Annotated in this window: 25 protein-coding genes and 1 pseudogene; 11 read left to right on the forward strand and 15 right to left on the reverse strand. The window is 71.3% G+C overall.

All coding sequences use genetic code 11. From position 1 onward, the window contains the following. Window positions 1–29 precede the first annotated feature (29 nt). From tnpB to IEY87_RS16995, 3 genes are all read right to left on the reverse strand, one after another. Window positions 30–1,415: an IS607 family element RNA-guided endonuclease TnpB gene (gene tnpB / locus IEY87_RS16985; RefSeq protein ID WP_189139630.1), complete on the reverse strand. Its 1,386-nt coding sequence runs from the start codon at window positions 1,413–1,415 to the stop codon at window positions 30–32. Window positions 1,416–1,909: 494 nt separating this feature from the next. Next, window positions 1,910–3,034, reverse strand: coding sequence for a hypothetical protein (locus IEY87_RS16990; protein ID WP_229699344.1), 1,125 nt, complete (start codon window positions 3,032–3,034; stop codon window positions 1,910–1,912). Window positions 3,035–3,101: 67 nt separating this feature from the next. Then, on the reverse strand, window positions 3,102–4,493 hold the full coding sequence (locus IEY87_RS16995; protein WP_189139632.1) for an amino acid permease: 1,392 nt from the start codon (window positions 4,491–4,493) through the stop codon (window positions 3,102–3,104). 195 nt (window positions 4,494–4,688) lie between these two features. Between IEY87_RS16995 and IEY87_RS17000 the strand changes: the two genes are divergently transcribed. After that, complete coding sequence (locus IEY87_RS17000) at window positions 4,689–4,991, forward strand: 4a-hydroxytetrahydrobiopterin dehydratase (protein ID WP_189139633.1); 303 nt, start codon at window positions 4,689–4,691, stop codon at window positions 4,989–4,991. Between the two features lie 27 nt (window positions 4,992–5,018). Here IEY87_RS17000 and IEY87_RS17005 read toward each other — a convergent pair whose 3' ends face one another. Genes IEY87_RS17005 through IEY87_RS17015 form a run of 3 tightly spaced genes read right to left on the reverse strand, consistent with a single transcriptional unit; the run spans window position 5,019 to window position 7,631 of the window. Further along, on the reverse strand, window positions 5,019–6,032 hold the full coding sequence (locus IEY87_RS17005) for an NAD(P)/FAD-dependent oxidoreductase (protein ID WP_189139634.1): 1,014 nt from the start codon (window positions 6,030–6,032) through the stop codon (window positions 5,019–5,021). Further along, on the reverse strand, window positions 6,029–6,562 hold the full coding sequence (locus IEY87_RS17010; protein ID WP_189139635.1) for an isoprenylcysteine carboxyl methyltransferase family protein: 534 nt from the start codon (window positions 6,560–6,562) through the stop codon (window positions 6,029–6,031). The genes IEY87_RS17005 and IEY87_RS17010 overlap by 4 nt, the downstream gene beginning before the upstream one ends. A gap of 7 nt (window positions 6,563–6,569) precedes the next feature. Beyond that, window positions 6,570–7,631 carry a type III polyketide synthase gene (locus IEY87_RS17015; protein WP_189139636.1) on the reverse strand — a complete coding sequence of 354 codons (1,062 nt, stop codon included), beginning with the start codon at window positions 7,629–7,631 and terminating at the stop codon, window positions 6,570–6,572. A gap of 127 nt (window positions 7,632–7,758) precedes the next feature. Here IEY87_RS17015 and IEY87_RS17020 point away from each other — a divergent pair, with 127 nt between their 5' ends. Further along, window positions 7,759–8,610: a UbiA family prenyltransferase gene (locus IEY87_RS17020; RefSeq protein ID WP_225277051.1), complete on the forward strand. Its 852-nt coding sequence runs from the start codon at window positions 7,759–7,761 to the stop codon at window positions 8,608–8,610. 223 nt (window positions 8,611–8,833) lie between these two features. Here IEY87_RS17020 and tnpA read toward each other — a convergent pair. Then, window positions 8,834–9,227, reverse strand: a pseudogene (gene tnpA, locus IEY87_RS17025) (IS200/IS605 family transposase). A gap of 75 nt (window positions 9,228–9,302) precedes the next feature. On the opposite strand from tnpA, the gene IEY87_RS17030 reads away from it, so the two are divergent. Further along, window positions 9,303–10,445 (forward strand): RNA-guided endonuclease InsQ/TnpB family protein, encoded by a 1,143-nt coding sequence (locus IEY87_RS17030; RefSeq protein ID WP_189139638.1) that lies wholly within the window; start codon window positions 9,303–9,305, stop codon window positions 10,443–10,445. A 53-nt stretch (window positions 10,446–10,498) separates the two neighbouring features. On the opposite strand, the gene IEY87_RS17035 is transcribed toward IEY87_RS17030, so the two are convergent. Beyond that, on the reverse strand, window positions 10,499–11,746 hold the full coding sequence (locus tag IEY87_RS17035) for an NAD(P)/FAD-dependent oxidoreductase (RefSeq protein WP_189139639.1): 1,248 nt from the start codon (window positions 11,744–11,746) through the stop codon (window positions 10,499–10,501). 161 nt (window positions 11,747–11,907) lie between these two features. Here IEY87_RS17035 and IEY87_RS17040 point away from each other — a divergent pair, with 161 nt between their 5' ends. The 3 genes from IEY87_RS17040 (at window position 11,908) to IEY87_RS17050 (ending at window position 15,368) form a co-directional block, all read left to right on the forward strand. Further along, window positions 11,908–12,324 (forward strand): hypothetical protein, encoded by a 417-nt coding sequence (locus IEY87_RS17040; RefSeq protein WP_189139640.1) that lies wholly within the window; start codon window positions 11,908–11,910, stop codon window positions 12,322–12,324. 245 nt (window positions 12,325–12,569) lie between these two features. Then, the gene (locus tag IEY87_RS17045) at window positions 12,570–13,859 is read left to right on the forward strand and encodes a BtrH N-terminal domain-containing protein (RefSeq protein ID WP_225277050.1); all 1,290 of its coding nucleotides are present in this window, start codon (window positions 12,570–12,572) and stop codon (window positions 13,857–13,859) included. A 231-nt stretch (window positions 13,860–14,090) separates the two neighbouring features. After that, window positions 14,091–15,368: a hypothetical protein gene (locus IEY87_RS17050; RefSeq protein ID WP_189139641.1), complete on the forward strand. Its 1,278-nt coding sequence runs from the start codon at window positions 14,091–14,093 to the stop codon at window positions 15,366–15,368. Window positions 15,369–15,467: 99 nt separating this feature from the next. On the opposite strand, the gene IEY87_RS45780 is transcribed toward IEY87_RS17050, so the two are convergent. The 3 genes from IEY87_RS45780 to IEY87_RS17060 all read right to left on the reverse strand — a co-directional run bounded on the left by IEY87_RS45780 (window position 15,468) and on the right by IEY87_RS17060 (window position 17,275). Next, window positions 15,468–16,130: an RNA-guided endonuclease InsQ/TnpB family protein gene (locus tag IEY87_RS45780; protein ID WP_308426446.1), complete on the reverse strand. Its 663-nt coding sequence runs from the start codon at window positions 16,128–16,130 to the stop codon at window positions 15,468–15,470. A gap of 15 nt (window positions 16,131–16,145) precedes the next feature. Next, the gene (locus IEY87_RS45785; RefSeq protein ID WP_225277048.1) at window positions 16,146–16,685 is read right to left on the reverse strand and encodes a hypothetical protein; all 540 of its coding nucleotides are present in this window, start codon (window positions 16,683–16,685) and stop codon (window positions 16,146–16,148) included. A gap of 239 nt (window positions 16,686–16,924) precedes the next feature. Next, entirely contained in the window at window positions 16,925–17,275 is a 351-nt protein-coding gene (locus tag IEY87_RS17060; protein ID WP_189139642.1) for an arsenate reductase family protein, read from the reverse strand. Between the two features lie 146 nt (window positions 17,276–17,421). Here IEY87_RS17060 and IEY87_RS17065 point away from each other — a divergent pair, with 146 nt between their 5' ends. Beyond that, complete coding sequence (locus tag IEY87_RS17065) at window positions 17,422–18,168, forward strand: helix-turn-helix transcriptional regulator (RefSeq protein ID WP_189139643.1); 747 nt, start codon at window positions 17,422–17,424, stop codon at window positions 18,166–18,168. 44 nt (window positions 18,169–18,212) lie between these two features. Here IEY87_RS17065 and IEY87_RS17070 read toward each other — a convergent pair whose 3' ends face one another. Both IEY87_RS17070 and IEY87_RS17075 read right to left on the reverse strand, forming a co-directional pair. Continuing rightward, window positions 18,213–19,121, reverse strand: a complete 909-nt coding sequence (locus tag IEY87_RS17070) for an NAD(P)H-binding protein (RefSeq protein WP_189139644.1) — start codon at window positions 19,119–19,121, stop codon at window positions 18,213–18,215. Beyond that, the gene (locus IEY87_RS17075) at window positions 19,118–20,152 is read right to left on the reverse strand and encodes a saccharopine dehydrogenase NADP-binding domain-containing protein (protein WP_225277047.1); all 1,035 of its coding nucleotides are present in this window, start codon (window positions 20,150–20,152) and stop codon (window positions 19,118–19,120) included. The genes IEY87_RS17070 and IEY87_RS17075 overlap by 4 nt, the downstream gene beginning before the upstream one ends. An 84-nt stretch (window positions 20,153–20,236) precedes the next feature. Here IEY87_RS17075 and IEY87_RS17080 point away from each other — a divergent pair, with 84 nt between their 5' ends. Beyond that, window positions 20,237–20,827 carry a TetR/AcrR family transcriptional regulator gene (locus IEY87_RS17080; protein ID WP_189139645.1) on the forward strand — a complete coding sequence of 197 codons (591 nt, stop codon included), beginning with the start codon at window positions 20,237–20,239 and terminating at the stop codon, window positions 20,825–20,827. Between the two features lie 130 nt (window positions 20,828–20,957). Here the strand turns inward: IEY87_RS17080 and IEY87_RS17085 are convergent, their stop codons facing one another. After that, window positions 20,958–21,908, reverse strand: coding sequence for a GlxA family transcriptional regulator (locus IEY87_RS17085; RefSeq protein ID WP_189139646.1), 951 nt, complete (start codon window positions 21,906–21,908; stop codon window positions 20,958–20,960). A 187-nt stretch (window positions 21,909–22,095) separates the two neighbouring features. On the opposite strand from IEY87_RS17085, the gene IEY87_RS17090 reads away from it, so the two are divergent. From IEY87_RS17090 to IEY87_RS17100, 3 genes are all read left to right on the forward strand, one after another. Next, window positions 22,096–22,518 (forward strand): DUF6010 family protein, encoded by a 423-nt coding sequence (locus IEY87_RS17090; RefSeq protein ID WP_189139647.1) that lies wholly within the window; start codon window positions 22,096–22,098, stop codon window positions 22,516–22,518. A 66-nt stretch (window positions 22,519–22,584) separates the two neighbouring features. Further along, entirely contained in the window at window positions 22,585–23,067 is a 483-nt protein-coding gene (locus tag IEY87_RS17095) for a DUF4396 domain-containing protein (protein WP_189139648.1), read from the forward strand. Between the two features lie 63 nt (window positions 23,068–23,130). Beyond that, complete coding sequence (locus IEY87_RS17100; protein WP_189139649.1) at window positions 23,131–23,667, forward strand: hypothetical protein; 537 nt, start codon at window positions 23,131–23,133, stop codon at window positions 23,665–23,667. Here the strand turns inward: IEY87_RS17100 and IEY87_RS17105 are convergent. Next, window positions 23,657–24,415 (reverse strand): SpoIIE family protein phosphatase, encoded by a 759-nt coding sequence (locus tag IEY87_RS17105; RefSeq protein WP_189139650.1) that lies wholly within the window; start codon window positions 24,413–24,415, stop codon window positions 23,657–23,659. The two genes, IEY87_RS17100 and IEY87_RS17105, sit on opposite strands and share 11 nt — an antisense overlap. Window positions 24,416–24,493: the final 78 nt, after the last annotated feature.

Below are 24,493 nucleotides of genomic sequence, written 5' to 3' on the forward strand. Positions count from 1 at the left end.
GCTTTCAATGATCTCCATACCGGTGCCGTTCACTGAGTTTCAAGGATTCTCAGTGATTCGCCCGGTGTGGGCGAAGGTCCTCGTCTGACCCGGGCAGCAGGTGCCCGGTGCGAGGTTGACGTTTCACGGCCACCTGCCCCGCCAGGCGGGGTCTTATGGTCGGCTCCACGTCCGTTTATGGTCTCCGGGCCACTCCCGGCGACGGTGCGCTTCACTAGGGAAGCGAGGTTGCGTGCGGCGTTCTCGTCGCGATCCATCGACAGGCCGCACCCTTCACAGACGTAGGTGCGGATCCTTAGCGGCAGTTTGGTTTTCACTGCCTGGCAGGATGAGCAGGTCTTGGAGGAGGGGAACCAACGGCTCGCCACCAGCAGTCGGCCGCCGTTCCAGGTGGTCTTGTAGGTGAGCTGGCGGCGGATCTCGCCGAACCCGACATCGGAGATGGCGCGGGCCAGTCGCCGGTTGCGGATCATCCCGGCCACGTTGAGGTCTTCGACCACGATGGTGCCGTAGGTGCGGGCCAGGCTGGTGGTGAGCTGGTGGATGCCGTCACGGCGCAACGCCGCCACCCGATACTCCGCCCGGTTGCGGGCCGCGTTCGCCTGCAGCCACCGGTTCGAAGGCCGTTGCCGGGTGCGCCGGTCGGGGCCGTGTTTGCGGGAGACCGCCCGCGACAGGCGCCGCAGCTTACGCAAGGCCGTCGTCAGATGACGGGGGTTGGCGATCGGCGGTCGTCCGTCGGAGAAGACCGCGAGCGTCTTGATGCCGAGGTCCACGCCGATCACCGCGTCCGGCCGGGCAGGCTTGCCTGGGGGGCGTTCGGTGTGCACGGTGAAGCTGACGTGCCAGCGGCCCTCCTGCCAGCGGACCGTCGCCGACGCGATCCGCGCCCCGCCGTCCGCTAGGAGGCGGGCGAGTTTGCCGACCGGCTCGTGGGTCTTGATCCGGCCCAGCACCGGCAGCACCACATGAGTGTCGCCGTCCAGCCGGATCGTGCCGGTGGTGAACCGCACCGACCGCTGACCTCGGCGCTTGGACTTGAACTGGGGAAAACCCACCTTCGGGCCCTTACGCGTGCCCTGCCGGGACTCGCGCCAGTTGGACAGCGCGCCGGCAAGGCGGGCCAGCCCGCAGGCGTATGCCTCCTTGGAGTTGCCCGCCCACCACGGCGCCACCTCGTCTTTGACCTGATTCCAGCGTTTGCGCAAGCCGTACATCGACCACGACAGGGCCGGGGTGAGCTGATCGTCGGGGATGCCGTAGGAGCGTTCGGCCTCCCGCTGCGCCAGATTCGCCTTCACCTGCGCCAGGCCCCAGTTGAACGCCACCCGCACCGCGCCACAATGCGAAGCCAGCGCGGCGGCCTGACGTGCGGTGGGGTCCAGCGCGAAACGATAGGCCTGAACGACACGCACCACGCTCTCCTCCCTCACGCATTCGAGAGCTTGTGCGAATGACTCTATCAGCATGACCGTACGGTGGGTAAGATTTTGTATGCAGTGCGTGAGAATGGAGGGGGTCGGGATGAGTCACAGCCCACGGACGCAAAGACCAATCACTGCCCAGCCCGGTAGACCGACACAGCGCTGTGCACCGCCTGAGTGTGGTCAGCCATGGCTTGCGCGCAGTACGGCGGCTACTTCATGTAGCCTCGCTCCGCGCCTATGAGCACGTTGCTCAGCACCACGGCGTGAGGTTCCCCCCGTCTTCGGGTGGGACTTCGAGGTCGGCGGCGACCTGGGAACCCGCAGACCCAGGCGTGGGAGGGCGTGGGCTTCCAGCCGCCGTTCGACGAAGGGCACCAGGAGGCGATGGAGTACGCCTCCGGCCGGATCTCGCTGATCGGCGTCGCCGCCGACTACCGGAATCGCTGCCGGCTATCGGGACCGCTGATCGGCGTCGCGGCCGGTCAGCGGGATCGCCGGCCGGCCGGTGCGCTCAGGTGCTCGGTGATCGCGCCGGTCATCGGGATCACCGTGGGCAGCGGCGGCGTGTCGTAATAGCCCGGCTTGTGGGTGCGCAGCAGCAGCTCGCCGCTGCGCTCCCACCGGAAGCCCTTCCGGTTGAGCAGCCCCGCGAAAACCGCGTCGGCGGTGCCGGGGTGCCGTGCGGCCAGCCGCTGGATCGGCACCGGGGAGACCGCGTCGCCCCGCAGGTAGGTGGACAGCAGCTCGCGGTAGTCCTGCCTGACGATCAGCCGCGGCTCGGCGAACAGCTCCTCCAGCTTGCCGAAGTCGGCGTAGAAACCGAGCCCGCCCACCTCGTCGAAGATCAGCGCCACCGTCTCCGCCGCCGTCATCGTCTCCGGCGGCTCCAGCGCCTCGCCCGCCGGCGGGCCGCCGAGCCGGGCCGCCTGGTGGGTCAGGTAGCCGCGCATCGCCAGGGCGACGTCCTCGCCCATCAGGACGGCCAGGTCGGCGCCGAAGTAGCCGATGAAGCAGCGCCGCTGCTCCCGCTGCAGCGCCCTGGCCTCCTCCAGCAGCACGGGGTTGCGGAACACCCAGGCCGGATGCTCCAGCGCGACCTGCGCGGCCACCGGCACCAGCGTGTCGCGCGCCTCGGCGGGATGCACCGCGGGGGTGCCGCTGATCAGCCAGTCCGCACCGAGCGGGATCAACCGGCCCACGACGTACGTGCCGGGCGCGAGCGTGTCGAAGGCCCGGTCGCCGAGGTTGGAGAACACCCGGTAGACCAGCTCGTCGACGAGGTTGAACAGCAGCACCGCCGCGCCGTCGACCGCCCGCACCTCGAAGACGCCCTCCACCACGGTCTTCCAGCTCAGCAGCAGCTCGATGTCCGCCCGGTCCAGCCCCGCCCGCTCGGCCACGAACCGGTCCACGACCGTCTCGCCCGAGGGGAACCGATGCTGGTGGGCGAAGTAGTCGACCGGCAGGAACGCGGCGGCCTCGTCGGCCGGATGGCCGTCGGCGTAGAACCGGTCCAGCACCATGGCCAGCTCGGCGCCGAACCGGCCCGACGTGGCGAAGTGGACCAGCTCCGTCTTGAGCTCCACGGCCCGCGCAAGCTTGCTCATCATCACTCCTCGTGTCCGGAGTGACACTATCCGTCCGTGCTCGCCTCGTGCAGCGGTTCGGCCGAGGTCACCGGTTGAGCAGCGAACGGTGGCGGCTGTAGGCGAAGTAGATGATCAGCCCCAGGACGAACCAGACGGCGAAGCGCAGCCAGGTGTGCGGGGACAGGAAGGAGATCAGCCAGAGCGAGAACAGCACCCCGACGGCCGGCACGAACGGCATCCCCGGCGTACGGAACTGCCGGGGGAGGTCCGGCTGACGGTAGCGGAGCACGATCACGGCGATGCACACCACCACGAAGGCCAGCAGGATCCCGATGTTGGTCAGCTCGGCGGCCTCCCGGATGGGCAGGAACCCGGCGATCACCGCCGAGGCGACGCCGACGATCCAGGTGACGCGGGTGGGCACCCGCCGTACGGGGTGCAGCTTGGCGAACCACTGCGGCAGCAGCCCGTCCCGGCTCATGGCGAACCAGACCCGGGTCACCCCGAGCATGAACGTGAACATCACGGTCAGGATGCCGATGATGGCGCCCACCGCGATCACCGAGGCCAGCCCGGACAGCCCGACCGACGCGAAGGCCGAGGAGAAGCCGCTCTCGGGGTCGATCTCCCGGTAGTTCTGCATGCCGGTGAGCACCAGCGTGGCGAGCACGTACAGGATCATCGAGATGACCAGCGAGTAGATGATCGCCCTGGGCATGTGCCGCATGGCGTCCTTGGACTCCTCCGCGGCGGTGCTCATCGCGTCGTAGCCGAAGACGGCGAAGAACACCGTGGCCGCGCCGGTGATCGCGCCGCCGATGCCGAAGGGGAAGAACGGCGTGTAGTTGGCCGTGTTGATGTGGAAGAACCCGACCACGATGACGAGCAGCACCACCGCGACCTTGATGGCGACCACGATCGTCTCGAACCTGGCCGCCGTCCGGATGCCCTGATTGAGCAGGAAGGCGATCAGCAGGCACAGCAGCACCGCGAACAGGTCCACCACCCGCCCCGGGCCGGTGCCCGGCGCGCCGAGCATCCAGGCGGGCAGTGCGAAACCCAGCTCCTGGACGAGGAAGCCGAAGTAGCCGGAGATGCCGATGGCCACGACCGCGACGATGGCGGTGTACTCCAGCAGGAGGTCCCAGCCGATGAACCAGCCTACGATCTCCCCGAGGACCGCGTAGCCGTAGGTGTAGGCGGACCCGGCCTTCGGGATCATGCCGGCGAACTCGGCGTACGACATGGCCGCCGCGGCGCTCGCCACCCCCGCGATGAGGAACGACACCAGCACGGCCGGCCCCGCCGTCTCGTTGGCCACCGCGCCCGCCAGGGCGAAGATGCCCGCGCCGATGATGCCGCCGACGCCGATCGCGGTGAGCTGCCACAGCCCCAGGGTCCGCTCCAGCTCGCCCTCGTGCTCTGTCGCGATCTGCTCCACCGGCTTACGGCGGAACACGCCCCGAGTCGAAGCCATCACAGCCCCCGATCACCCCGTTCGAGCCCCAGACCAGGCACTTTCCCATCTGCGCAGGTCCTAAGCGGCGGCCCGCCGGGGGAGCGGGACCCATGACCGAACCCGGGCTCCGGCGGGGGCCGCACGTGTGAAACCCGCCAGCGGTGGTAGCCGTCAGCGAGAACGGCGACACCGAGACAGGGGGAGGGGGACGCCATGGCCGAGCTGCTGACCGACAACGAGATCGACACCGCGCTGGTGGCCCTGGAGGGCTGGCACCGAGACGGCGACACCCTGCGCAGAGACATCCCGATCATCCCGGCCAACTTCGACTGGCTGAGCAAGGCGGTGCTGAACGAGGCGAAGGCCCTGGACCACCATCCCGACATCGAGCGCACCGAGCAGGGCATCCGCTTCCGGCTGTCCACGCACAGCGCGGGCGGGGTGACGGCCAAGGACGTCGAACTGGCCGCGCACATCGACCAGGTCGTCGACGGAGCCGTACGGGACCGAGGCTGACCGGACGCCCGGCGACGGATGCTTCGGCTAGGCCAGCATCCGGACGATGGAGGTGAACAGGCGGGGGAGGGCGCGGGCCGCGGGGACCACCAGGCGGGCCGTGCCGGGACGGCGGGCGGCCTGTACCAGTGCGCCCGTCAGCAGCCGGTGGGTCCGCGACAGCCGCAGCCAGGCGCCCTCGTAGTCCTGCGGCCGATCCTCGCGCAGGCACCGGATCAGGATCTCCGCCGAGCGCACCGCGAGCGAGATCCCCTCGCCGGTGAGCGCGTCGACGTACCCGGCGGCGTCCCCCACCAGCAGGACCCGCCCCGAGCGGCGGGCCCGGACGTGCTGGCGCAGCGGACCGGCGCCCCGCACGGGGGTGACGGCCGGGCCGCGCAGCCGCTCGACCAGGCCGGGGAACGCGCTCAGGTGCTCCTCGAAACCGCGCCGCCCCGAGCTCAGGATCGCCACCCCGACCAGGTCATGGCCCACCGGCGTGACGTACGCCTCGCCGCCGCCCGACCAGTGCACCTCGACGAAGTCGGTCCACGGCGTCATCCGATAGTGCCGGCGCTGGCCGTACCGGCGCACGCCGCGCGCGGGCAGGTCGAGCCCGAGTGAGCGGCGCAGCGGCGAGTGCAGGCCGTCGGCGGCGACCAGCCAGCGCGCCCGCAGCCCGGCGGCCCGCACGCCGTCGCCGTCCTGGGCCACCTCGGTGATCCGGCCGGTGATCGTCTTGACGCCGAGCTCGGCGGCGCGCTGGGCGAGCGCGGCGTGCAGGAGCGTGCGCCGTACGCCCAGGCCGGTGGCGCGGTGGAAGGTGGCCCGCGCCTCGCGCCTGGCGTCGAGATAGTGGATGCCGCGCAGCGGGTGGCCCGGCACCGTCACCCCCATCGCCGCCAGCGCCGCGACGCCGCCGGGCATGACCCCTTCGCCGCACGCCTTGTCCACGGGGGTGGCGCGCGGCTCGACGACGACCGCCTCCATCCCGGCCAGTGCCGCGTGGATGGCGGTCGCCAGACCGGCGGGCCCGCCTCCCGCGACGAGCACGTCGATCACGTGGTCGACGGCCGTTCCGCCGCCAGGGTGAGCGCGTCGTTCTCGCAGCGGATCCGTACGACCATCAGCGCGGCGTTCAGCACCGTGAACGCCAGCGCGGTGACCCAGGCCGTGTGGACCAGCGGCAGCGCCAGCCCCTCCACGGCCACCGCCACGTAGTTGGGGTGGCGCAGCCAGGTCAGCCGGTAGGGGCCGCCGGTCACCAGCGGCAGGCCGGGCACCACGATCACCTGGGTGTTCCACTGCGGCCCGAGCGTGGTGATGCACCACCAGCGCAGCGCCTGGGCGGCGACCACCAGGGCGAGCATCGGCCAGCCGAGCACGGGCAGGAACGGCCGGTCGGCGAGCGCGACCTCCAGCGGCGCGCAGACGAGCAGGCCGGTGTGCAGCGCCACCATCCAGGGATAGTGGCCCTGGCCGGTCAGTATGCCGCCGCGCGCCAGGCTCCACGCGGCGTTGCGGCGGGCGACGACGAGCTCGGCCAGGCGTTCGAGGCCGACGAGCAGGATGAGGACGAGATACCAGGTCATCAGGCGGTCACCAGCGCAGGAGGACGAGTTCGGAGCAGAAACCGGGGCCCATCGCGATGAGCAGCCCCCAGGTGCTGGGCTCGGGCCTGCGCGTGGCCAGCGTCTCGCTCAGCACGTGCAGGACGGACGACGAGGACAGGTTGCCGTGGGCGGCGAGCGAGCGCCAGGTCACGTCCAACGCTCCCGCCGGCAGGTCGAGCACCTCCGACACGGCTTCGAGGACCTTCGGGCCGCCGGGATGGCACACCCACGCCGATATCTCCTCCTTCGTCACGCCGTGGTCGGTCAGGAAGTCGTGCACGTCCTGAGCGAGATACTGTCGCACGACCGCGGGGACGCTCGCATCCAGCAGCACCCGGAATCCGCCGTCCCCGACCTGCCAGCCCATGACGTGTTCGGAGCCGGGATAGAGATGGCTGCGGGTGGCCACCACCGCCGGGCCCGCCGGGCCCGCCGGGCCGCGGTCGTCGCCGGCGAACACCACGGCCGCGGAGCCGTCGCCGAACAGCGCGCTGGCGACCAGACCGGCCGGTGAGGAGTCGCCGCGCTGCACGGTCAGCGAGCACAGCTCCACCGACAGCAGCACCGCCACATGATCGGGCCAGCCCTGTAGATAGTCGTGCATCCTGGCGATCCCCGCCGCGCCCGCCACACAGCCCAGGCCGAAGATCGGCAGCCGTTTGACGTCCGGCCGCAGGCCCAGCTCCGCGACCAGCCGGGCGTCGATCGACGGCGCGGCGATGCCCGTCACCGAGGTGAACATGATCAGGTCGACGTCCCCGGGCGTCAGCCTGGCGGCCTTCAGCGCGGCACTGACACTCTCGCGGCCCAGCTCGACCGCGGTGGAGACGAAGGCGTCGTTGGCCGCGCCGAAGCCGGTCAGCTTCTCGTACTCCTCGATCGGCAGGGCGAGGTTGCGGAAGTCCACGCGGGCGCTGCCATGCAGGCGGTCCAGCAGCCGCCGGTCGGCGTTCTCCGGTAGGCACACGCGCGCAGCCATGTCGGTGAGCTCGGACTGCGCGTATCTATGAGGAGGGAACGCGCAGCGGACTGCGGCGATGTGGGTCATGGAGGCTCCCGGTGCAGTTAGCCGATAACTCTCACTCCCCGCACGCTTCCCACCGGCAAGGTCGGTTAAGCCACGGCGGCAGGGCGAGTAATTCTCGCGAACCCCCGTCCCGCCTACGATCGAGCCTGTGACCGACACCGGACGGCCGCCCGCCACGTTGGCCCGCACCCTGGGCGGGCTGGCGCGAGCCTGCCACCCCGGCCCGACCGTGGCCGTCACCGCCCTGGTCACCGCGCTGGCCGTGGTCGCCGGGCGGGACGCCGCCGGCTGCGTCCTGGTGGCCGCCGCCGTCCTGGCCGGCCAGTTGTCGATCGGCTGGTGCAACGACGCCGTCGACGCCCGCCGCGACGCCACGGCGGGCCGCGCCGGCAAGCCGATCGTGGACGGCACGGTGAGCGCGCGCGCCGTCTGGATCGCCGCGGTGGTCGCGCTGGCGTGCTGCGTGCCGCTGTCCCTCGCCTCCGGCCCGCGGGCGGGCGCCGTCCACCTCGCGGGGGTGCTGGCGGCCTGGGCGTACGACTTCGGGCTGAAGGGCACCGTGCTGTCGTGGGCGCCGTACGCGATCGGGTTCGGCAGCCTGCCTCCCTTCGTGACGCTGGGGCTGCCGGGCGCGCCGTGGCCCGCGTGGTGGGCGGTCCTGGCCGCGGCGCTCCTGGGCGTCGGCGCGCATCTGGCCAACGTGCTGCCCGACATCGAGGGGGATCTGGCCACCGGCGTGCGCGGGCTGCCGCAGCGGCTCGGCGCGGCCACCGTACGCGCGCTGATCCCCGTGCCCCTGCTGGCCGCGACCTGCCTGCTCGTCTTCGGCCACGCGCCGCCGGGGTGGGCGGGCTGGACCGCGCTGGCCGCCGCCTGCGCCCTCACGGCCACGGGCCTGCTCGCGGGCGGGTCTTCACGCCTTCCCTTCGGTACGGCCATCGCCGTGGCGGGCGTGGACGTCACCCTCCTCCTGGCCAACGGCGCCTCACTCACCGCCTGACCCGGCTCGCGTACGGGCCTCTCGTTTTACTGATGACCCGGCTCGCGTACGGGCCTCTCGTTCACCGACGACGCAGCCCGCGTACAGTCCCTCGTTCACCGATGAGGCGGCTTTCAGCGTGATCTGGCGTGGAACCCCGGGCGTTCACGCCCGGGAGGAAACGACAGCGCGGGAGGGCCTCCAGGCCCGAGCGGTGCCCTGACAGTCGGTCTCCGTGTGGAGCTCAGCCCGGCTGCCTCTGGTTCTCGACGTACTCCTCGGTGATTGACGAGGGTGCTCTGCCGCGGGAAGCGGAGACCTGCGAGGGGGACCGGCAATGGCCGCCCCACAGATACCTGCGGATGTGGGCCGGAAACTCCTTGCGCGGCATCCGGGCCGAGACGCCCTTGAGGGAGTTGACCAGAGTCGAGAGCGCGACCTTGGGCGGATAGTGCACCAGCAGGTGGACATGCGGGTGGACAAGATCGTGCTCGCCGTTGAACTCCACCAGCGTGGCACCGAAGCTGTCACATGCTGCGATCATGGTGTGTTCGCAACGGCTCAGGATGTCATCGGTTAACACCTCGCGCCGGTACCTGGGCTTGACAGACCACAGGGGCATGCGGACTGTCAACCACGCTGCGTCCCGCGCCGGATACTCAGAGTCCGATTTCCTATGCGGCGGCCCATGCCACACGCTAGCGTGTTCGATTGTGAAACTGGTGGTGCAGGTGAAGCTCCTGCCGACGCCCGAGCAGGCGGCGGCGCTGGAAGCCACCCTGCACGCCGCCAACCGAGCGGCGAACCTGGTCGCGGCACTGGCGTTCCAGCAACGCTGTTTCCGCACCTTCGATCTGCGCAAGCACACCTACGACCGGATCAAGGCCGACTTCGGCCTGGCCGCCCAGGCCGCCCAGCACGTCATCAAGAAAGTGTGCGACGCCTACCGCACCCTGCACGCCAACCTGGCCGCCGGGAACCTGGGCAAGCCCGGATCGCCGCGCCGGATCAAAGCCGAGACCAAACCGATCTCCTTCCGGCCGCTGGCTGCCCAGCCGTTCGACGACCGGTGCCTGTCCTGGCAGCATGACGCGCGGACGGTGTCGATCTGGACGACCGCCAGGCGGTTGAAAGGGGTGGCCTTCACCGGCTCGGCGCGGCAACTGGCGCTGCTGGCCGCCCACCGCCGGGGTGAGTCGGATCTGGTGTGCCGGGACGGGATGTGGTTCCTGCACGCCACGGTCGAGGTCGCCGATGCCCCGATCGCGGTGCCGGACGGTTTCGTCGGGGTGGATCTCGGTATCGCCAACATCGCTACCACCTCCGATGGGGTCCGTCATTGCGGCAAGGCCCTGAACGCGGTCCGCCACCGCAACCGCGAACTCCGCCGCCGTCTGCAGGCCAAGCAGACCAGATCGGCCAAGCGGCTGCTGAAGCGCCGCCGCCGCAAGGAGGCGCGGTTCGCCGCGAACGTCAACCATGTGATCGCCAAAAGCATCGTGACCGAGGCAGCACGCACCGGGCGCGGGATCGCTCTGGAAGACCTCCAGGGCATTCGCGAACGGGTACGGCTTCGCAAGCCCCAGCGGGTCACGCTGCACTCCTGGAGCTTCCACCAGCTCGGAGCCTTCATCGCCTACAAGGCGGTCCGGGCAGGCGTGGCGGTGATCGCCGTGGATGCGGCCTACACCTCACAGCAGTGCTCGCACTGCGGGAACGTGGACAAGCGCAACCGGCCTGACCAGGCCACCTTCTCGTGTACGTCGTGCGGTTTCGCTGAGCACGCCGACGTCAACGCAGCCCGCAACATCGCCTCACGCGGTGAGACGGGCTGGGCAGTCAGTCACGCTGCCTGACGCGGACCGGACCGTCGAAGCCATCGACGGCGAGAAGCTGCAAGCTCGGTCGTTCACGGCCGAGAAGCTGACCGTCCTTTGCCGCCCAGGGTGTCGCGCAGCCAGCGCGCGCCCACCGCGAGGGCCAGCGGCGGCGGCACCGTACCGGAGCCCAGGCCCACCTCCACCAGCAGGTCGAAAACCTCCTTGCGGTGTACGGCGGTGCCGATCGCGGCGTCGATGAAGCCGGTCGACTGCGCCAGCCGGGCGAGCACGTCGGTGGTGCGCAGGTGCCGGCCGAGCGCCTGCCGGAGCTTGCGCCGGTAGAGCGGGAGGGGGTCGCCCGGCGCTTCGACGGCGGACTCCCCGGCGAGCCGCCCCGACAGCAGCGCGTAGTAGATGCCCTCGCCGGTCAGCGGGTTGATCAAGCTCGCCGCGTCCCCCGCGAGCATCACCCGCCCCGCCCCAGGGCTCGGCCGGCCGGTGGACAGCGGCAGGTGGTGGGCGCGCAGATCGCGGGCGGGCCGGTCGGGCAGCAGCTCGGCGAGCCTGCCGTGCAGCACCTGCCGTCCGGGGGCGCCGGTGGCGTGCAGCCGGGGCAGCAGCATCCCGAAGCCGACGTTGGCGGTGCCGTCGCCGATCGGGAACGACCACGCGTAAGCCGGCCAGCCGGCCTTCTGCATGGCGATCAACTGGACGTCGTCGTCCGCCGGCACGTCGGCGTAGCCCCGGACGGCGATGGCGGTGTGCCGGGAGGCGGTGGCCGGCAGTCCGATCAGCCGTCGTACGGCGGAGTTGGCGCCGTCGGCGGCGACCACGGCGCGGGCCCGGTACCGGCCGTCGATGACGACCACCGGCCCGCCCAGGTCGAGCGTCCTGACGCGGTGACGGCGCACCCGCACACCGGCGGCCCGCGCGGCCTCCACCAGCCGGGCGTCGAACACCATCCGGGGCACCACGTGGTTGGGCCGCGCGACGTCGGCCGAGACCCGGACGCCGCTGGGGGAGACGACCGACAGGCGGGGCGTGGGCCGGTAGTCGTCGATCAGATCGGGGATGCCCAGCTTGGCCAGCTCGTCACGCCCGTGCGCGGCGATGCCGTCGCCGCAGGCCTTGTCACGCGGGAAGTCCGCCTTGTCCAGCAGCAGCACGCGCAGGCCGGGCCGCATCCGCACCGCGCCGAGCGCCGCCGCCGCCCCCGCCGGCCCACCCCCCACGACCACCAGATCCCATACGTCCTGCTCCCGACCGTCCTGCTCCCGACCGTCCTGCTCCCGACCGTCTGAGTCCCGATCGCCGCCGTCACCCCTGGAGTCATCCATGGCAAGAACTGTGCCACCGCCGGTATCGGGGAAACGCTTTCTCGCTGTGTGGAGTAGCGCACGTCCGGTGTGTGGACTAGTGCGCAGATCGCCAGGTCGAACGCTCGTAATCTCCGTGGTGTCGGACAAACCGGCAGCACCTACTGGGGGAGGAACCCGAAATGCGTAAGACCCTCGCGATCGCGGCTCTGGCCGGTTCGATGGCCGTCACCGGTCTCGCCGTGGCGCCGGCGGCTCAGGCCGCCACGCAGACCGCCACCACCACGACCGCCTCCACCGCCACCGTCGTCAAGTGGGGCAAGTTCTTCTCCAGCGACCACAAGGCGTACACCTACGGCAAGACCTGGGAGAGCTACGGCAAGGTGTTCACGAAGTGGTACGGGGTGGACAAGTTCGGTGGCAAGAAGGGCTGGGTGTGGTTCGAGGTCTACCAGGACGGCCACTGGCGCAAGTTCAACCACGCCTGGGACGGCAAGAAGACCGGCGCCTGGAGCGGCCACGGGATCGACAAGGTCTACACCTACACCTGCTGGGCCGGCAAGTTCGACAACTGCGGCAAGAAGTACCGCATCTACTAGACACAGACGTCACCAGCGGCGGTTGCTCCAGGGCAGCCGCCGCTGCTGTGTACTATCATCCGTTTCCTGGCGGTTGTTCTCCCGCCTAACCTCCAGAGCGGGTCCCCACGCGACCCGCCGCACGCGGAGGCAAAGGGGACGTACGAGCCTCGAGCGCAGGAGTTCCGCACGTCGGCGATCTCACGTGGCCGCCGAGGACCGCGGGCGTGGGCCGGGCCCTGGGCGATGGCCGCGAGGAGAGTCGCATGACCAGCAAGAAGCAGCTCAAGGCCCGCATCCGTGAGCGGATGGCCAAGACGGGCGAAAGCTACACCACGGCCCGTCACCACATCGCCGGCCCGGCCGAGGCGCGGTCGGACGCCGGATGGCGTTTCACCGGGGGCCGCTGTCCCGCCAGCGCCGCCATCACCGCCATCCTCGTCAACCAGGGCACGGACGTCAGCGAGCCGCTGGTGTTCCTGGCGGGCGGCGGCATCGGCGCCGGCTACATCCTCTGGGAGTTCAAGCACGATCAGAGCCGGCACGTGGTCATGGGGTTCCGCAACCAGTGGCAGTATCACCACCGCTCCATGGACAAGACCCTCACCCGCCTCGGCGTGCCGTTCGAGCAGCACACCACGGGCGGCGTCCGGGCCGCGAGCGCCAAGCTCGCCGGGGAGCTGGACGCGGGGCGGCCGTGCGTGATCCTGCCGGATCGCCACCACCTCGGCTACTGGGGGCTGCCCGCCACCCTGGACGGGCACGGCGGCCATCCCGTGGTGGCCTACCGGCGCGACGAGGGCGGGGTCTACCTCGACGACCGTGGACACGCGACGATCCGCGTCCCGCAGGACCGGCTCGACGCGGCGCGGGCGCGGGTCGGGTCGTACAAGAACGTGACGCATGTGCTGGGGGAGGCCGTGCTGGGGGAGGCGGCGCTCGCGAGCGCCGCGCGGGAGGGGCTGCGCGACTGCGCGGAGCACCTGTCGTCGGCGTCGGAGTCGTTCTCCTTGCCCGCGTGGCGCAAGTGGGCCCGGATGCTCACCGACACCCGCCACGCCAAGGGGTGGCCCAACGTCTTCTCCGACGGGCGGAGCCTGGCCGGCGCCCTGCTGTCCATCTGGGAGGGCGCCGAGCCGGTGGGCATGGAAGGGGGCAACCAGCGTGACCTGTTCGCCGACGGGCTGGACGAGGCCGCCGTCCTGCTGGCCGAGCCGGGCCTGGCGGCGGTGGCCGGGGAGTTCCGGCAGGTCCACGCGCTCTGGCACGACCTGGCCGAGGTGGCGCTGCCCGCGGACGTCCCGGAGTTCGCCCGGATCCGCGACCTGACGGCGGCGATCAAACAGAGCGTCATGGAGGAGGGCAGCGCGGGCGTCGAGCAGTCGGCGCAGACCGCCGCCACGCTGTGGGAGGTACGCGCCGCCGCGGACGAGTCCTTCCCCGGCGGCGACGCGACCGCGCTCCTGACCGACCTCGGCAATCGGGTGAACGCCATCTACGAAGCCGAGCGCTCCGCCATCGCAAGACTCGCGACCCTGACCGGACAGCCGGCTTAAGGGACGCTGACCGGATAACCGGTCTCAGGGGAGCACGGCGGCGTCGAGAACCGACAGGGCGGAGCTCGCGGTACGGAGCTCGCGGTACGGCGGGAGCGATCCACTGCTCCCGCCGTGCCGCGTCGTCGTGCCGGAGCGGTGAAGACCAGTCAACTGATCTTGTTAAAGAGTCGGGGTCCTCCTAAGCTCGCCAGCGGTGCACGGGCCTGCCCCTCAGGCGAGAGGAACACTGTGGCGAAGCGATGGATCGCGATCGTGCTGGCCGGGAGCGTGGGACTGGGGACGGTGATCGCCACAGCCCAACCGGGCCTGTCGTCCGCGACTGTGGCCGCTCCGCTCCAGGCGCTGTCGCTGTCCGGCCTCAACCTGCGCACGGGCAGCGATCCGTACACCGTGCCGCCCGCGGCGGAGTTCGAGCAGGTGGGCATCGACGGCGCGCTCACGGGAAGCGACCGCACTGCGCTGCCGGCCAACGACAGCGCCGCCTGCGCCGGGCGTGCCCGCTATCTGCCGTCGCTGCCGGTCAGCTCCTGGTTCTGCTGGGACAGCTCGGCACAGGGCGACAAGCAGGACATCCCGCACTCGCCCTGGGTGCCGCAGGGCATGGCCACCTCCGGTGAGGCCCAGCTCGACGGCACGCCCATCGGCAGCGATCACAGGGCACTGATCACCAGCTGGACCTGGCTGAACTCGCCCGACCCCGACGACCCGGACTACCGCACCAACTCGGTCAACCTGTCAGTGGTGAACCTCGACGACCGCCGCTATCGGAAGGTCCTGCCCGTCTGGGTGGACAAGACCGGCAGCATGCGGCGCGTCTACGGCCACGGCGGCGGCCTGGCGTGGTACGGCCCGTACGTCTTCATGACGTCCAGCTCCAACTGGAACGGCTATGCGGGACCCAGCTCGACCGCGCACACCATCAGGGTGTTCGACACCCGCAAGATCTACCGCAAGAGGGACGGCACGGGCGGCGACTACCGCTACGTCATGCCGGAAGTGCGCCACTATCTCACCCCCTTCCTGCTCGACTACGTGTCCCTGGACCGCCACAGCACGGGCGGCGCCACCCTCATCGGCGGCTCCTACAAGAGCTCCAGCGGCTCGGCCGCCTCGCTGAGCGGCACCCGGCTGATCCGCTACCGTTTCCAGCCGGGCACGGACGGCGACTATCGGCTCAACAGCACCCCGGTGCAGGCGTTCGTGTCCACGACCCCGGCGAACAAGGCCGACGCCATCAGCGATGTTCAGGGGGTGCATGCCGACGGTGACCGTATCTTCCTCAACATGTCGGCGGGCGCCCACCCCGGCCCCGACCCTCGACGGCGCTTCGCCACCGTCGAGGTCAGCGGGGCGGCGTCCACCTGGACGATCAGGTCTCACACCAAGTGGGGCTACCGGCCGGAGGACCTGTCGCTGTGGTACGGGACCGGCGAGCTGTGGGGCCTCACCGAAGGCGAGGAGGAACGGGTGGTCTACTCGGTGAAGCTGACGGACCTGAATCCTTGAAGGCTCCCCCGTCTGAACTGAAGGCGGGGGATTCCCGCCCGGCCTTGCGGCCGGACGCCGCTTTCGCGGCACCTTCGGGCGTGCGTGGGGATTCCAGGCTCAGGCGGCCTCCGGGAGCGGCGCTCCCGGAGGTCTTACGCCCTCGACACCTGCCGGGTTCCAACCTGCCCGGACCAGCATCACGCGGGCGCTGTTCTTGTCCCTGGGGGAGACAGCGCCGCACGCGGTGCAGGCATAGGTTCGTTCTGAGAGAGGCAGTGCGTGCTTGGTTCTCGCTCCGCACCGCGCGCAGTCCATGGTGGTGTGCGCGGGATGCACGAGACGGACCTCCCGCCCGTGCTTGCGGCCCATCTCGATCAGGGCGCGCTTGGTCGCCGAGATGGCCGCGTCCGCGGCCTTGCGCGCCATGCTCGACTTGGCCAGGAACTTCGGCCGGAAGTCCTCCACCGCGATCCGGTCGTGGTCGCGGGCAACGGCCTTGGCCCACTTCCGTCCGGTGTCCTGCCGCTGGGCCGCCACCTTCCGGTGCAGCTTCGCGGCCTGCCGCTTCGCCTCGCGGTAGCCCTTCGATCCCGCCTGCCCCTTCGCGGGCTTGCGGCGAGCCATCATCCGCTGATAGCGGGCCAGCCGCTGCGCGGCCGTGCGCCCGTGCCCGGCATGGGGAAGATCGTGGGCATCGCTGGTGGTCGTGGCCGTCTCTTTCACGCCCCAGTCGATACCTATCGCCCGGCCGGTCTCGGGCAAGGGCTCGACCTGCACCACGACGACGAAGGACGCTCACCAGTGCCCCACCGCATCGCGGTACACCCGCACCGAGGAAGGAGCGGCGGGCAGTTCCCGCGACCACACCGGGCGCACCACGATCCCGCCCGCCAGATGCAGACGGCCGTCCTTGAGGCGAAACCCGCGCTTGGTGTAGTTCAGACTCGCCGCAGCCTCGCGCTTCTTCTTCCAGCGCGGCATCCCGGCCCGCTGCCGCATCGGCAACCGATCCTTGATGTCCTTCAGGGCCTTGGCGCGGGACTTCCCGAAGTCACGTATCACCTGCTGCTGCGCAACGCTGGAGCCTTCCGCGAGCCACGGCGTGCGCCTGCGGGCCTCGGTCAGCATCTTGTCCAGCTGCGCCGGACCACACGTGCGCTTCTCCCCGGTCGCCTTGTTGTGCCGGTACACCTGCTTGGACTTGGCGACCGACTCATTCCAGACCCACCGGCACCGATCCCACTCAGCCTCAAGCAGACACCGCGCCGTGGACGACAGACGCACCCGGAAGGTATACCGAGCGTGCCCGGCATCCTGCGTAGCCACTTCCGTCATGCAGCCGAACCTACCTGGCAGGACCGACAGTTTTGAGCCCTATCGATCTTTGCGGTGTCCCACACCCGCGAGATGGTGGACGCCGGATCACCCTGGCGGCGATCCGGCCACCTCTGCTCCGCTCCGCAGGAGTCCGATTCCTCCCCCGACCTGAAGGGCCGGAGCATCCTCGGAGGGAACGAAAACGGACCTGAATCTGTGTGGCTGACGGACCTGCGTCCGTCGCGGGGTCGTCGGCTTCAGGAGAGCGCGGACCGCACGGCCTGCTCGCTGCGGCCGACCACCGCGCTCCCGTCGTCGGCTGTGATGATGGGCCGCTGGATCAGCACCGGGTTGGCCGCCAGTGCCTCGATCCAGCGGTCGCGGTCGTCGCGCGGCCAGGTGCCGATGCCGAGTTCGGCGGCTCTGGGCTCGCCGGTCCGGGTGATGTCCCACGGTTCGAGGCCGAGCCGGGCCAGCACCTCGCGGATCTCGCTCGCGGCCGGCGGGTCGTCCAAGTAGCGGCGCACGGTGTAGGCGGCGGCCTCGGCGTCGAGAATCGACAGGGCGGAGCGGCATTTCGAGCAGTCCGGGTTGATCCAGATCTCCATGGACCCCATGCTTCCTCACATCCCGCCGAAGGTCGTCGACGGCACCTTATTCCGCTAACAAGTTTTAGTTAAACCAGAGGAGCCCGTCAATGGTCAAGGCATGAAAGACCGTTCGGCCCATGACAGTGGGTGTTAACCTCGATGGTATGGCCCAGGATGACGTCTCTCCCATCGAAGCCGTCGCGGCGCTCAGCGACGACCTGCGCCGCCGCATGTACGACTTCATCCGGCGCTCGGGCCGGCCGGTGACGCGGGACGAGGCGGCGCAGTGCGTCGGCATCTCCCGCAAGCTCGCCGCCTTCCACCTCGACAAGCTCGTCGACGTGGGCCTGCTGTCAGCGGGTTATGCCCAGCCGGCCGGGCTGCGCCGGGTGGGACGCGCCCCCAAGGTGTACGAACCCACCGATCTCCATGTCCAGGTCAGCATCCCGCCGCGCGAGCACGGCCTGCTCGCCGACATCCTGCTGCGGGCCGTACGCGCGCAGAGTCCGGCGGAGAGCGCCCGGGACGCCGCGCTGCGGGTGGCCGCCGAGCGTGGCCGCGACCTCGGCCGGGCCGAGCGTGACCAGCTCAAGCCCGGACGGCTCGGCGCGGAGCGGGCCCTGACCTGCGCCGGGCACCTGCTCGAACGGCACGGCTTCGAGCCCGAGCGCGCCACCTCGACCCTGATGCGGCTGCAGAACTGCCCGTTCCATCCGATGGCGGCCAGGGACCCCGGCCTGGTCTGCGCGATCAACCAGGCCTTCCTGGCCGGAGTCCTCGACGGCCTGGGCGCCACCACCCTCGACGCCACCCTGGCGCCGAGACCGGGCGCGTGCTGCGTCGAACTCGGCACAGCCGGCCCCCAACCGGCCGAGCACCCCGGCGGCGCCCAGGAGAGCTCCACCGCCTGAGTCACCGGCCCGGCCCGGCGCGGTCCTGGCCGGCTCCGGCAGGGTCACCGGCTCGGCGCGGTCCCGAAGAACTCCCGCAGTGTCATCGGGGCCCGGCCGCCGAGGCGTTCGATGCTTTTGGTGACCCCGTAGAGCGGGTGGTGGCCGGTGCCGATGAGGCGGAAGATCGCCCACAGGTGGGTCAGGTGCTCCACGGTGTACGGGTCGCGGTAAATCTCCATCGCCCGCGCCTCCCACTCAGCCGGTGGCAGATCGACGTATTTCACCCCCATGGCGTCGGCCGCCTCGCCGACGCTCGCCATCTGCCCGGTCACCAGGCACACCGGGTCGGCAGGCCCGGGGTCCAGCAGCAGCCCGGCCGCCACCCTCGCGACGTCGCCCGCCGCGACGAGCGGGATCAGCGTGTCCCCGGAGCCCAGCGGCAGGGCCAGCTCACGGCGGTCTCCCGCGGCGGCCGCCACGACGGCCAGGTTCTCGAAGAACACCGCTGCCCGCAGGTGCACCGCGCCCACCCCGGCCCGGTCGAAAACCTGCTCGGCCACCCAGTGCCGGCGCATCCGCGGGGTGAGCGCGTCGGGGGAGGCGTCCAGCTGGGACACCTCGACCACGCGCGTCAGCCCTTCCTCCCGCGCCGCCGCCGCGAAGGCCCCCGTGGCGTCCAGCAGGCCGGCCGTCACCGGATAGGTGAAGAAGGCCCGGCTCACCCCGCGCACGGCCGGTCGTACGGAGGAGATCTCGCGCAGGTCGCCCACGACCACCTCGGCCCCGAGCCCGCGCAGCTCGTCGGCCCGGTGGTCGTCGGTGCGCACGAAGGCCCGTACGGCCTCGCCGCGCTCCAGCAGGTGGCCCGCGACCGCGCGGCCGGTCGAGCCTTGAGCCCCGCCGGCCGCGCCCGCGACCGAGCGGCCGGTCGAGCCCTGCGGTCCGCCGGCCGCGCCCGTGACCAGGATCATCGCGCCGTCCCTCGCGGGAGTCTGAGGGTGAAGAGCCCGAGCTGTTCAAGCTCGCGCAGGTACGGCTCGGCGGGGAAGGCCTCGGCCGGGCTGAAGACGCCGCCTCCTTCGGGCCCCCGGTCGTCGGCCAGCCGGACGGCGGCCGCCACGGAGGCGACGGCGCTGGCCCGCCAGAGGTCGCGCCCACTGGCCTGCCCGGCGCGGCCCCCGTCCGCGGTGATCGCCTGGACGGCGACGGTGAACTCGGACCCGGCCCGGGTGGCGGCGTCGACGTGCTCGCTGGTGAACGCCTGCTCCTCCTCGAAGGTATGCGCGGTGAGCTGGGCCTCCACCTCGCGGACGGCCACGTGCCGGGGGATGGTCACCACGTCGGAGGAGGGGATGGGGGCGATCATGGTGCGCGGGCCGAGGGGCGGCGGGAAGGGGAAGACGACGTTGCGCGGCTCGACGTATCCGACCTGGAAGGCGCCCCCGGTGTAGGAGATCCGGCGGGTGTCGGCGAACAGCAGCTCCGCGGTCTTCCTGGCGCCGGTGGTCAGCCGCCACCCGGTCACCGCGTAGGCGACCACCAGCCGGTCGACGCCGGTCAGGCCGCCGGCCACGGCGGAGGCGAGCAGGTCGCCCAGCCCGCCGTAGAAGCTCATCGCGGTGATCATGGCGATGCCCGCGCGCTCGGCCGGCTCTCGCATGGCGTCGAACATCCAGGCGGTGTGGTGCTGCTCCAGGCCGTGGTCGACGTAGTGGCAGCCGGCCTCGGCGGCGGCTCGGGCGACGGGCCGGCCCGTCTCGGTGAAGGGGCCGGCGCAGTGGACCAGCACGGCCGCCCGTGCCGCCAGCGCCCGCAGCGCCTCCGGGTCGTCCAGGGCGGCCTGGTGGACCGGGAGGCCACCGAGCTCGTCGGCCAGCGCCTTGAGCGCTTCGCCGTCACGACCGGCCAGGACGACCTCCCGGCCACGGGCGCGCAGCTCGGCGGCGACCAGGCGCCCGGTGTGGCCGGTGGCTCCGTAGACGGCGATGGGTGGTGATGACACGGCTCACCTCAAGGTTTCATACTGACGGTATGTAACTTCCCTTCGAAGTTACATACCGCGAGTATGTAAGTCAATGGGGGATCGATGACCCGCCGTACCCAGGCCGAGCGCTCCGACGCGACCACGGCCCTGCTGATCACCACCGCGCAGCGGCTGTTCGGCGCCCACGGCTACGCCGCCACCTCGATCGACGCGGTCGCCGCGGCGGCCGGCGTGACCAAGGGAGCCGTCTACCACCACTTCGGCGGCAAGACGGCGCTGTTCCGGGCGGCGTTCGTCCGGGAGCAGGAGGAGACCGCCGCCACCCTGGAACGGGTCGCGTTCGAGCAGAGCGACGGCTGGGCCGCCCTGCGCCGTGGCATCCGGACCTTCCTGGAGCACTGCCTGGATCCCGGCTTCCGGCAGATCGTGATCCTGGACGGGCCGTCCGTGCTGGGCTGGGAGACGGTCCGGGAGATCGAGTACGGTCACGCGCTGCGCGTCCTGCTCGACGGCATGCGGCTGGCACAGGCGGAAGGGTTGTTCGCGGAGGGAGACCTGCCGGCCCGCGCCCAGCTCGTCTTCGGCGCCCTGTGCGAAGGCGGGATGCTCCTGGCCCGTGCCGCCGACCCGGTGGCCGCCCTGCCCGGCCTCGCGGCGGAGGCGGACCGCCTGCTGGAGGCGTTCAAGGTCTGAGATGGACCGCCTGCTGGAGGCGTTCAACGTCTGAGATGGACCGCCTGCTGGAGGCGTTCAAGGTCGGAGAGCCCGGCCCGTCGGGGACGCCCCGGCGCCGAGTGCGGCGAAGCGGCGCCTGTGGGCGTTCTCAGTCGCCGGAGGCGCGGAAGGTGCGGCGGTAGGTGTGCGGGCTGACGCCGGTGGTGCGTTTGAAGTGGTCGCGGAAGGTGGTGAGCGAGCCGAAGCCCACCTGGGCGCCGATGCGCTCCACCGAGTGCCGGGTGGTCTCCAGCAGGTGCTGGGCCTGCCGGACGCGGGCCAGGTGCAGCCAGCGCAGCGGCGTCGTCCCGGTCTGCTCCCGGAAGTGCCGGATGAGGGTGCGGGTGCTGGTGCCCGCGTACGCGGCGAGATCGGCCAGGGTGAGGGCACGCGACAGGTTGTCCCGCATCCAGGTGAGCAACGGTTCGAGCGCGGCGCCCCGGGGAGTGGGCGGGTGCCGCTGGACGATGAACTGGGCCTGGCCGCCCTCGCGCTCCAGCGGCATGACCGACAGGCGGGCCGCGTCGGCGGCGACGGCCGAGCCGTAGTCGCGGCGGATCAGGTGCAGGCACAGGTCCAGCCCGGCCGCGGCGCCGGCGGAGGTGAGGAACTGCCCGTCGTCCACGTACAGCACGTCGGGGTCGACGTCGAGGTCGGGATAGGCGGCGGCGAGCCGGGCGGCGGCGATCCAGTGGGTGGTGGCTCGCCGGCCGGCGAGCAGCCCGGTGGCGGCCAGGGCGAACGTGCCCGTGCAGATCGAGGCGATCCGGGTGCCGTGCGCGGCCGCCGCCCTGAGCGCGTCGCCGACGGCGGGCGGCAGGGGGGACTCGGGGGTGGCCGTCCCCGGCACGATGATCGTGTCGGCGTCCCTGAGGCCGTCGAGGTTCCAGTGCGCGCGCAGGGTGAACGTCCCGGCGTCGACCTCCGGCGTATCGGCGCAGACGCGAACCTGGTAGCCGGGGCGGCCGTCGGGCAGGCGGGTGCGGCTGAAGACCTCGATGGGGGTGGCCAGGTCGAACGGGGTCACCTGGTCCAGCGCCAGGACGGCGACGGTGTGCATGGCGGAAACCTACCGCGCCACCGGGTTCGCGCCGCCCCGCTGTGGTCGTACGAGCGAGGTCTTCTGCCTGTTCGGAGCCGTTGGCGCGATCCCGGGGGAAGTTGTCATCACTGCCACTAGGAGTGCGGGGCCGCGCTGGCTAGCCTCCGGAAAGGCCGCTTTCCGTACGACTCCTCAAGGACGAACGATGACCGTCATCGCACCGATTCTGGTCGGCCTCGCCTACGTGTTCCTGATGTCCCTCATCCGTGAACCGCATCGGCGCCCCTTCAACGCGATCATGCTGGCCGGAGCCGGCGCGGCCTACCTCAGCAGCGGCGGCGGTTTCGGTCCCTGGGAGTTCGCTCTCACGGCCGCCGTCACCTACTGCGCCTACCGCGGCCTGCGGTCGTGGACGTTCATCGGGATCGGCTGGCTGCTGCACACCGGCTGGGACATCCTGCACCACCTGAACGGCAGCCCGCTCATCCCCTTCGCGGCGGACTCCTCCTTCGGCTGCGCGATCTGCGACCCGGTGATCGCCCTGTGGTGCCTCACCGGCGGCGTCTCGGTCACCGACCACCTCCGCGCGCGCCTGGCTCGCGCCCGCCCGGACCGGGCGGCCTCCTAGCGGCCGCCCGTTGTCTCATACCCCCTATGGGTATAAGTTGAGGGCCTGGTACGAGAGGAGTGCGCTATGTCCGAGCACCATGGCGACCATGCCCAGCACCACCCGCCCGCCAAGGCGACCTGGGGGATGGCGTCCTCGGCGACCCTGCACTGCCTCACCGGGTGCGCCATCGGCGAGGTCCTCGGCCTGGTGATCGCGACGGCCCTGGGCTGGTCCGTCGCGCCCTCGATCGCCCTGGCCATCGTCCTGGCCTTCCTGTTCGGCTATCTGCTCACGCTGATCCCGCTGCGCCGGGCCGGAGTCGGCTGGGGCTCGGCGGTCAAGCTGGCCCTGGCCGCCGACACGGTGTCGATCATCGTGATGGAGATCGTGGACAACGGCGTGATGCTGGTCATCCCGGGCGCGATGACGGCCGGGCTGACCTCGGCGCTGTTCTGGGGGGCGCTGGCCGTCTCCTTCGCGGTGGCCTTCGTGGTCACCACCCCGGTCAACAAGTGGATCATCGGCCGGGGCAAGGGTCACGCCGTCATCCACGCCTACCATCACTGACACCGATGAGCCGGCACCGGCCGGACCGGCACAGGCGGGCGGGCTGACTGGCAGGCTGGGGGGATGGGATTCGGGGTGCGCCAGTTCGAGCTGGCCTTGATGCATCGGATGCGCGACCTCAACGCCGAAAGGGTGGAGGCCGCGATCGAGGCCATCGGCGCCTCCCGGGCCGAGTTGCGCGCCGCGCACACCCAGTGGACGAGGATCCTGCACGTCCGCAAGGGGCCGGCCCCGCTGCGCGCCGCCCTCGGCCCGCCGTCCCACCGGGGGCCGCAGCCGTTCGGGAGCCTGACCTGCGAGGTGCTTCGCTGGGCGCTGCCGTCCTGGCCGGAGTTGGCGTACGAGGTCCTGCTCGGCCCCGGCGGCCAGGTGTGGAACCAGTGGCTCGTCCGCCCCGGCGGCCCGGTGACCCTGACCTTCGAGGAGCTGACCCCCTGGCGGTGCGTCGTCGCCGACGTCCAGGCGAGTTTCCCCGGCGCCGCGCACGGCGAGGGCCAGGCCCCGCACCACTGGGCGGTCGACTTCACCCACCAGGACACCACCTACCGCGCCCGTTTCGTGTACGGCCTGTACCAGCGGCTCGACGTGCTCAGACGGTGACGAAGTCCGCGATGATCACCGTGGCGTCGTCCTTCGGCTCGACGGCCGCCATCTCGTCGTACACCCTGTCCAGGCAGACGGCGGGGGAGGCCCCCTCGGCGATCAGCGCCGTCAGCCGCGCGACGCCGAGGGCCTGGAGCACGCCGTCGGTGACGATGACGAGGCGGTCACCCGGGCGCAGCGGCACGGTGCCGACCTGGGGCCTGGGGCCGGACGCCTGGCCGATCCCGCACGCGCGCGAGTCCTCGCCGTGCGACGTGGTGAGCAGCCGGGGCGCCGCGGACTTCGCACAGTGCCAGATGGCGCCGCCGCCGACGTGCGCGTAGCGCACGCACGGGCGCTCACCCGGGTCGAGGATGATCAGATCCAGGGTGCTGGACAGGCCGGACATGGTCGGCGTGCTCATCGAGGCGGTGCGGACGGCGTGGTGCGCCACCTGGGCGCATTCGGTCATGTCCTCCTCCCGGCTGCCCGGGTGCTGCGGCCGGGCGGCGACCACGGCCCCCAGGGCCAGGGCCGCGGCGCTCTGGCAGAGCTCCGCGCCGCCGACGCCGTCGGCCGCCGCGATCAGCCGCTCCTGGATGACGTACGCGTCGGAAGGGTGGCCGTGCGAGCCCTCGTACGTGCCGCCCATCGCCACCAGGCGCGGCCGCGTGGTCGGCAGGCCGGGCGGCCAGTTCCGGCGTCGGCCGTGCACCGCCATCGCGGACAGGCAGCTGGCCAGGATCGTGACCACGATGAAGGTCATGAAGTCCCCTTTGTCGCGACAACGGGTGTCGCGTCCGCGCGACACCCGTCCAGTGAACGCGACCGGGTGGGGATGCGA

This window comes from Nonomuraea glycinis (assembly GCF_014646515.1).
Taxonomy (GTDB): Bacteria; Actinomycetota; Actinomycetes; order Streptosporangiales; family Streptosporangiaceae; genus Nonomuraea; species Nonomuraea glycinis.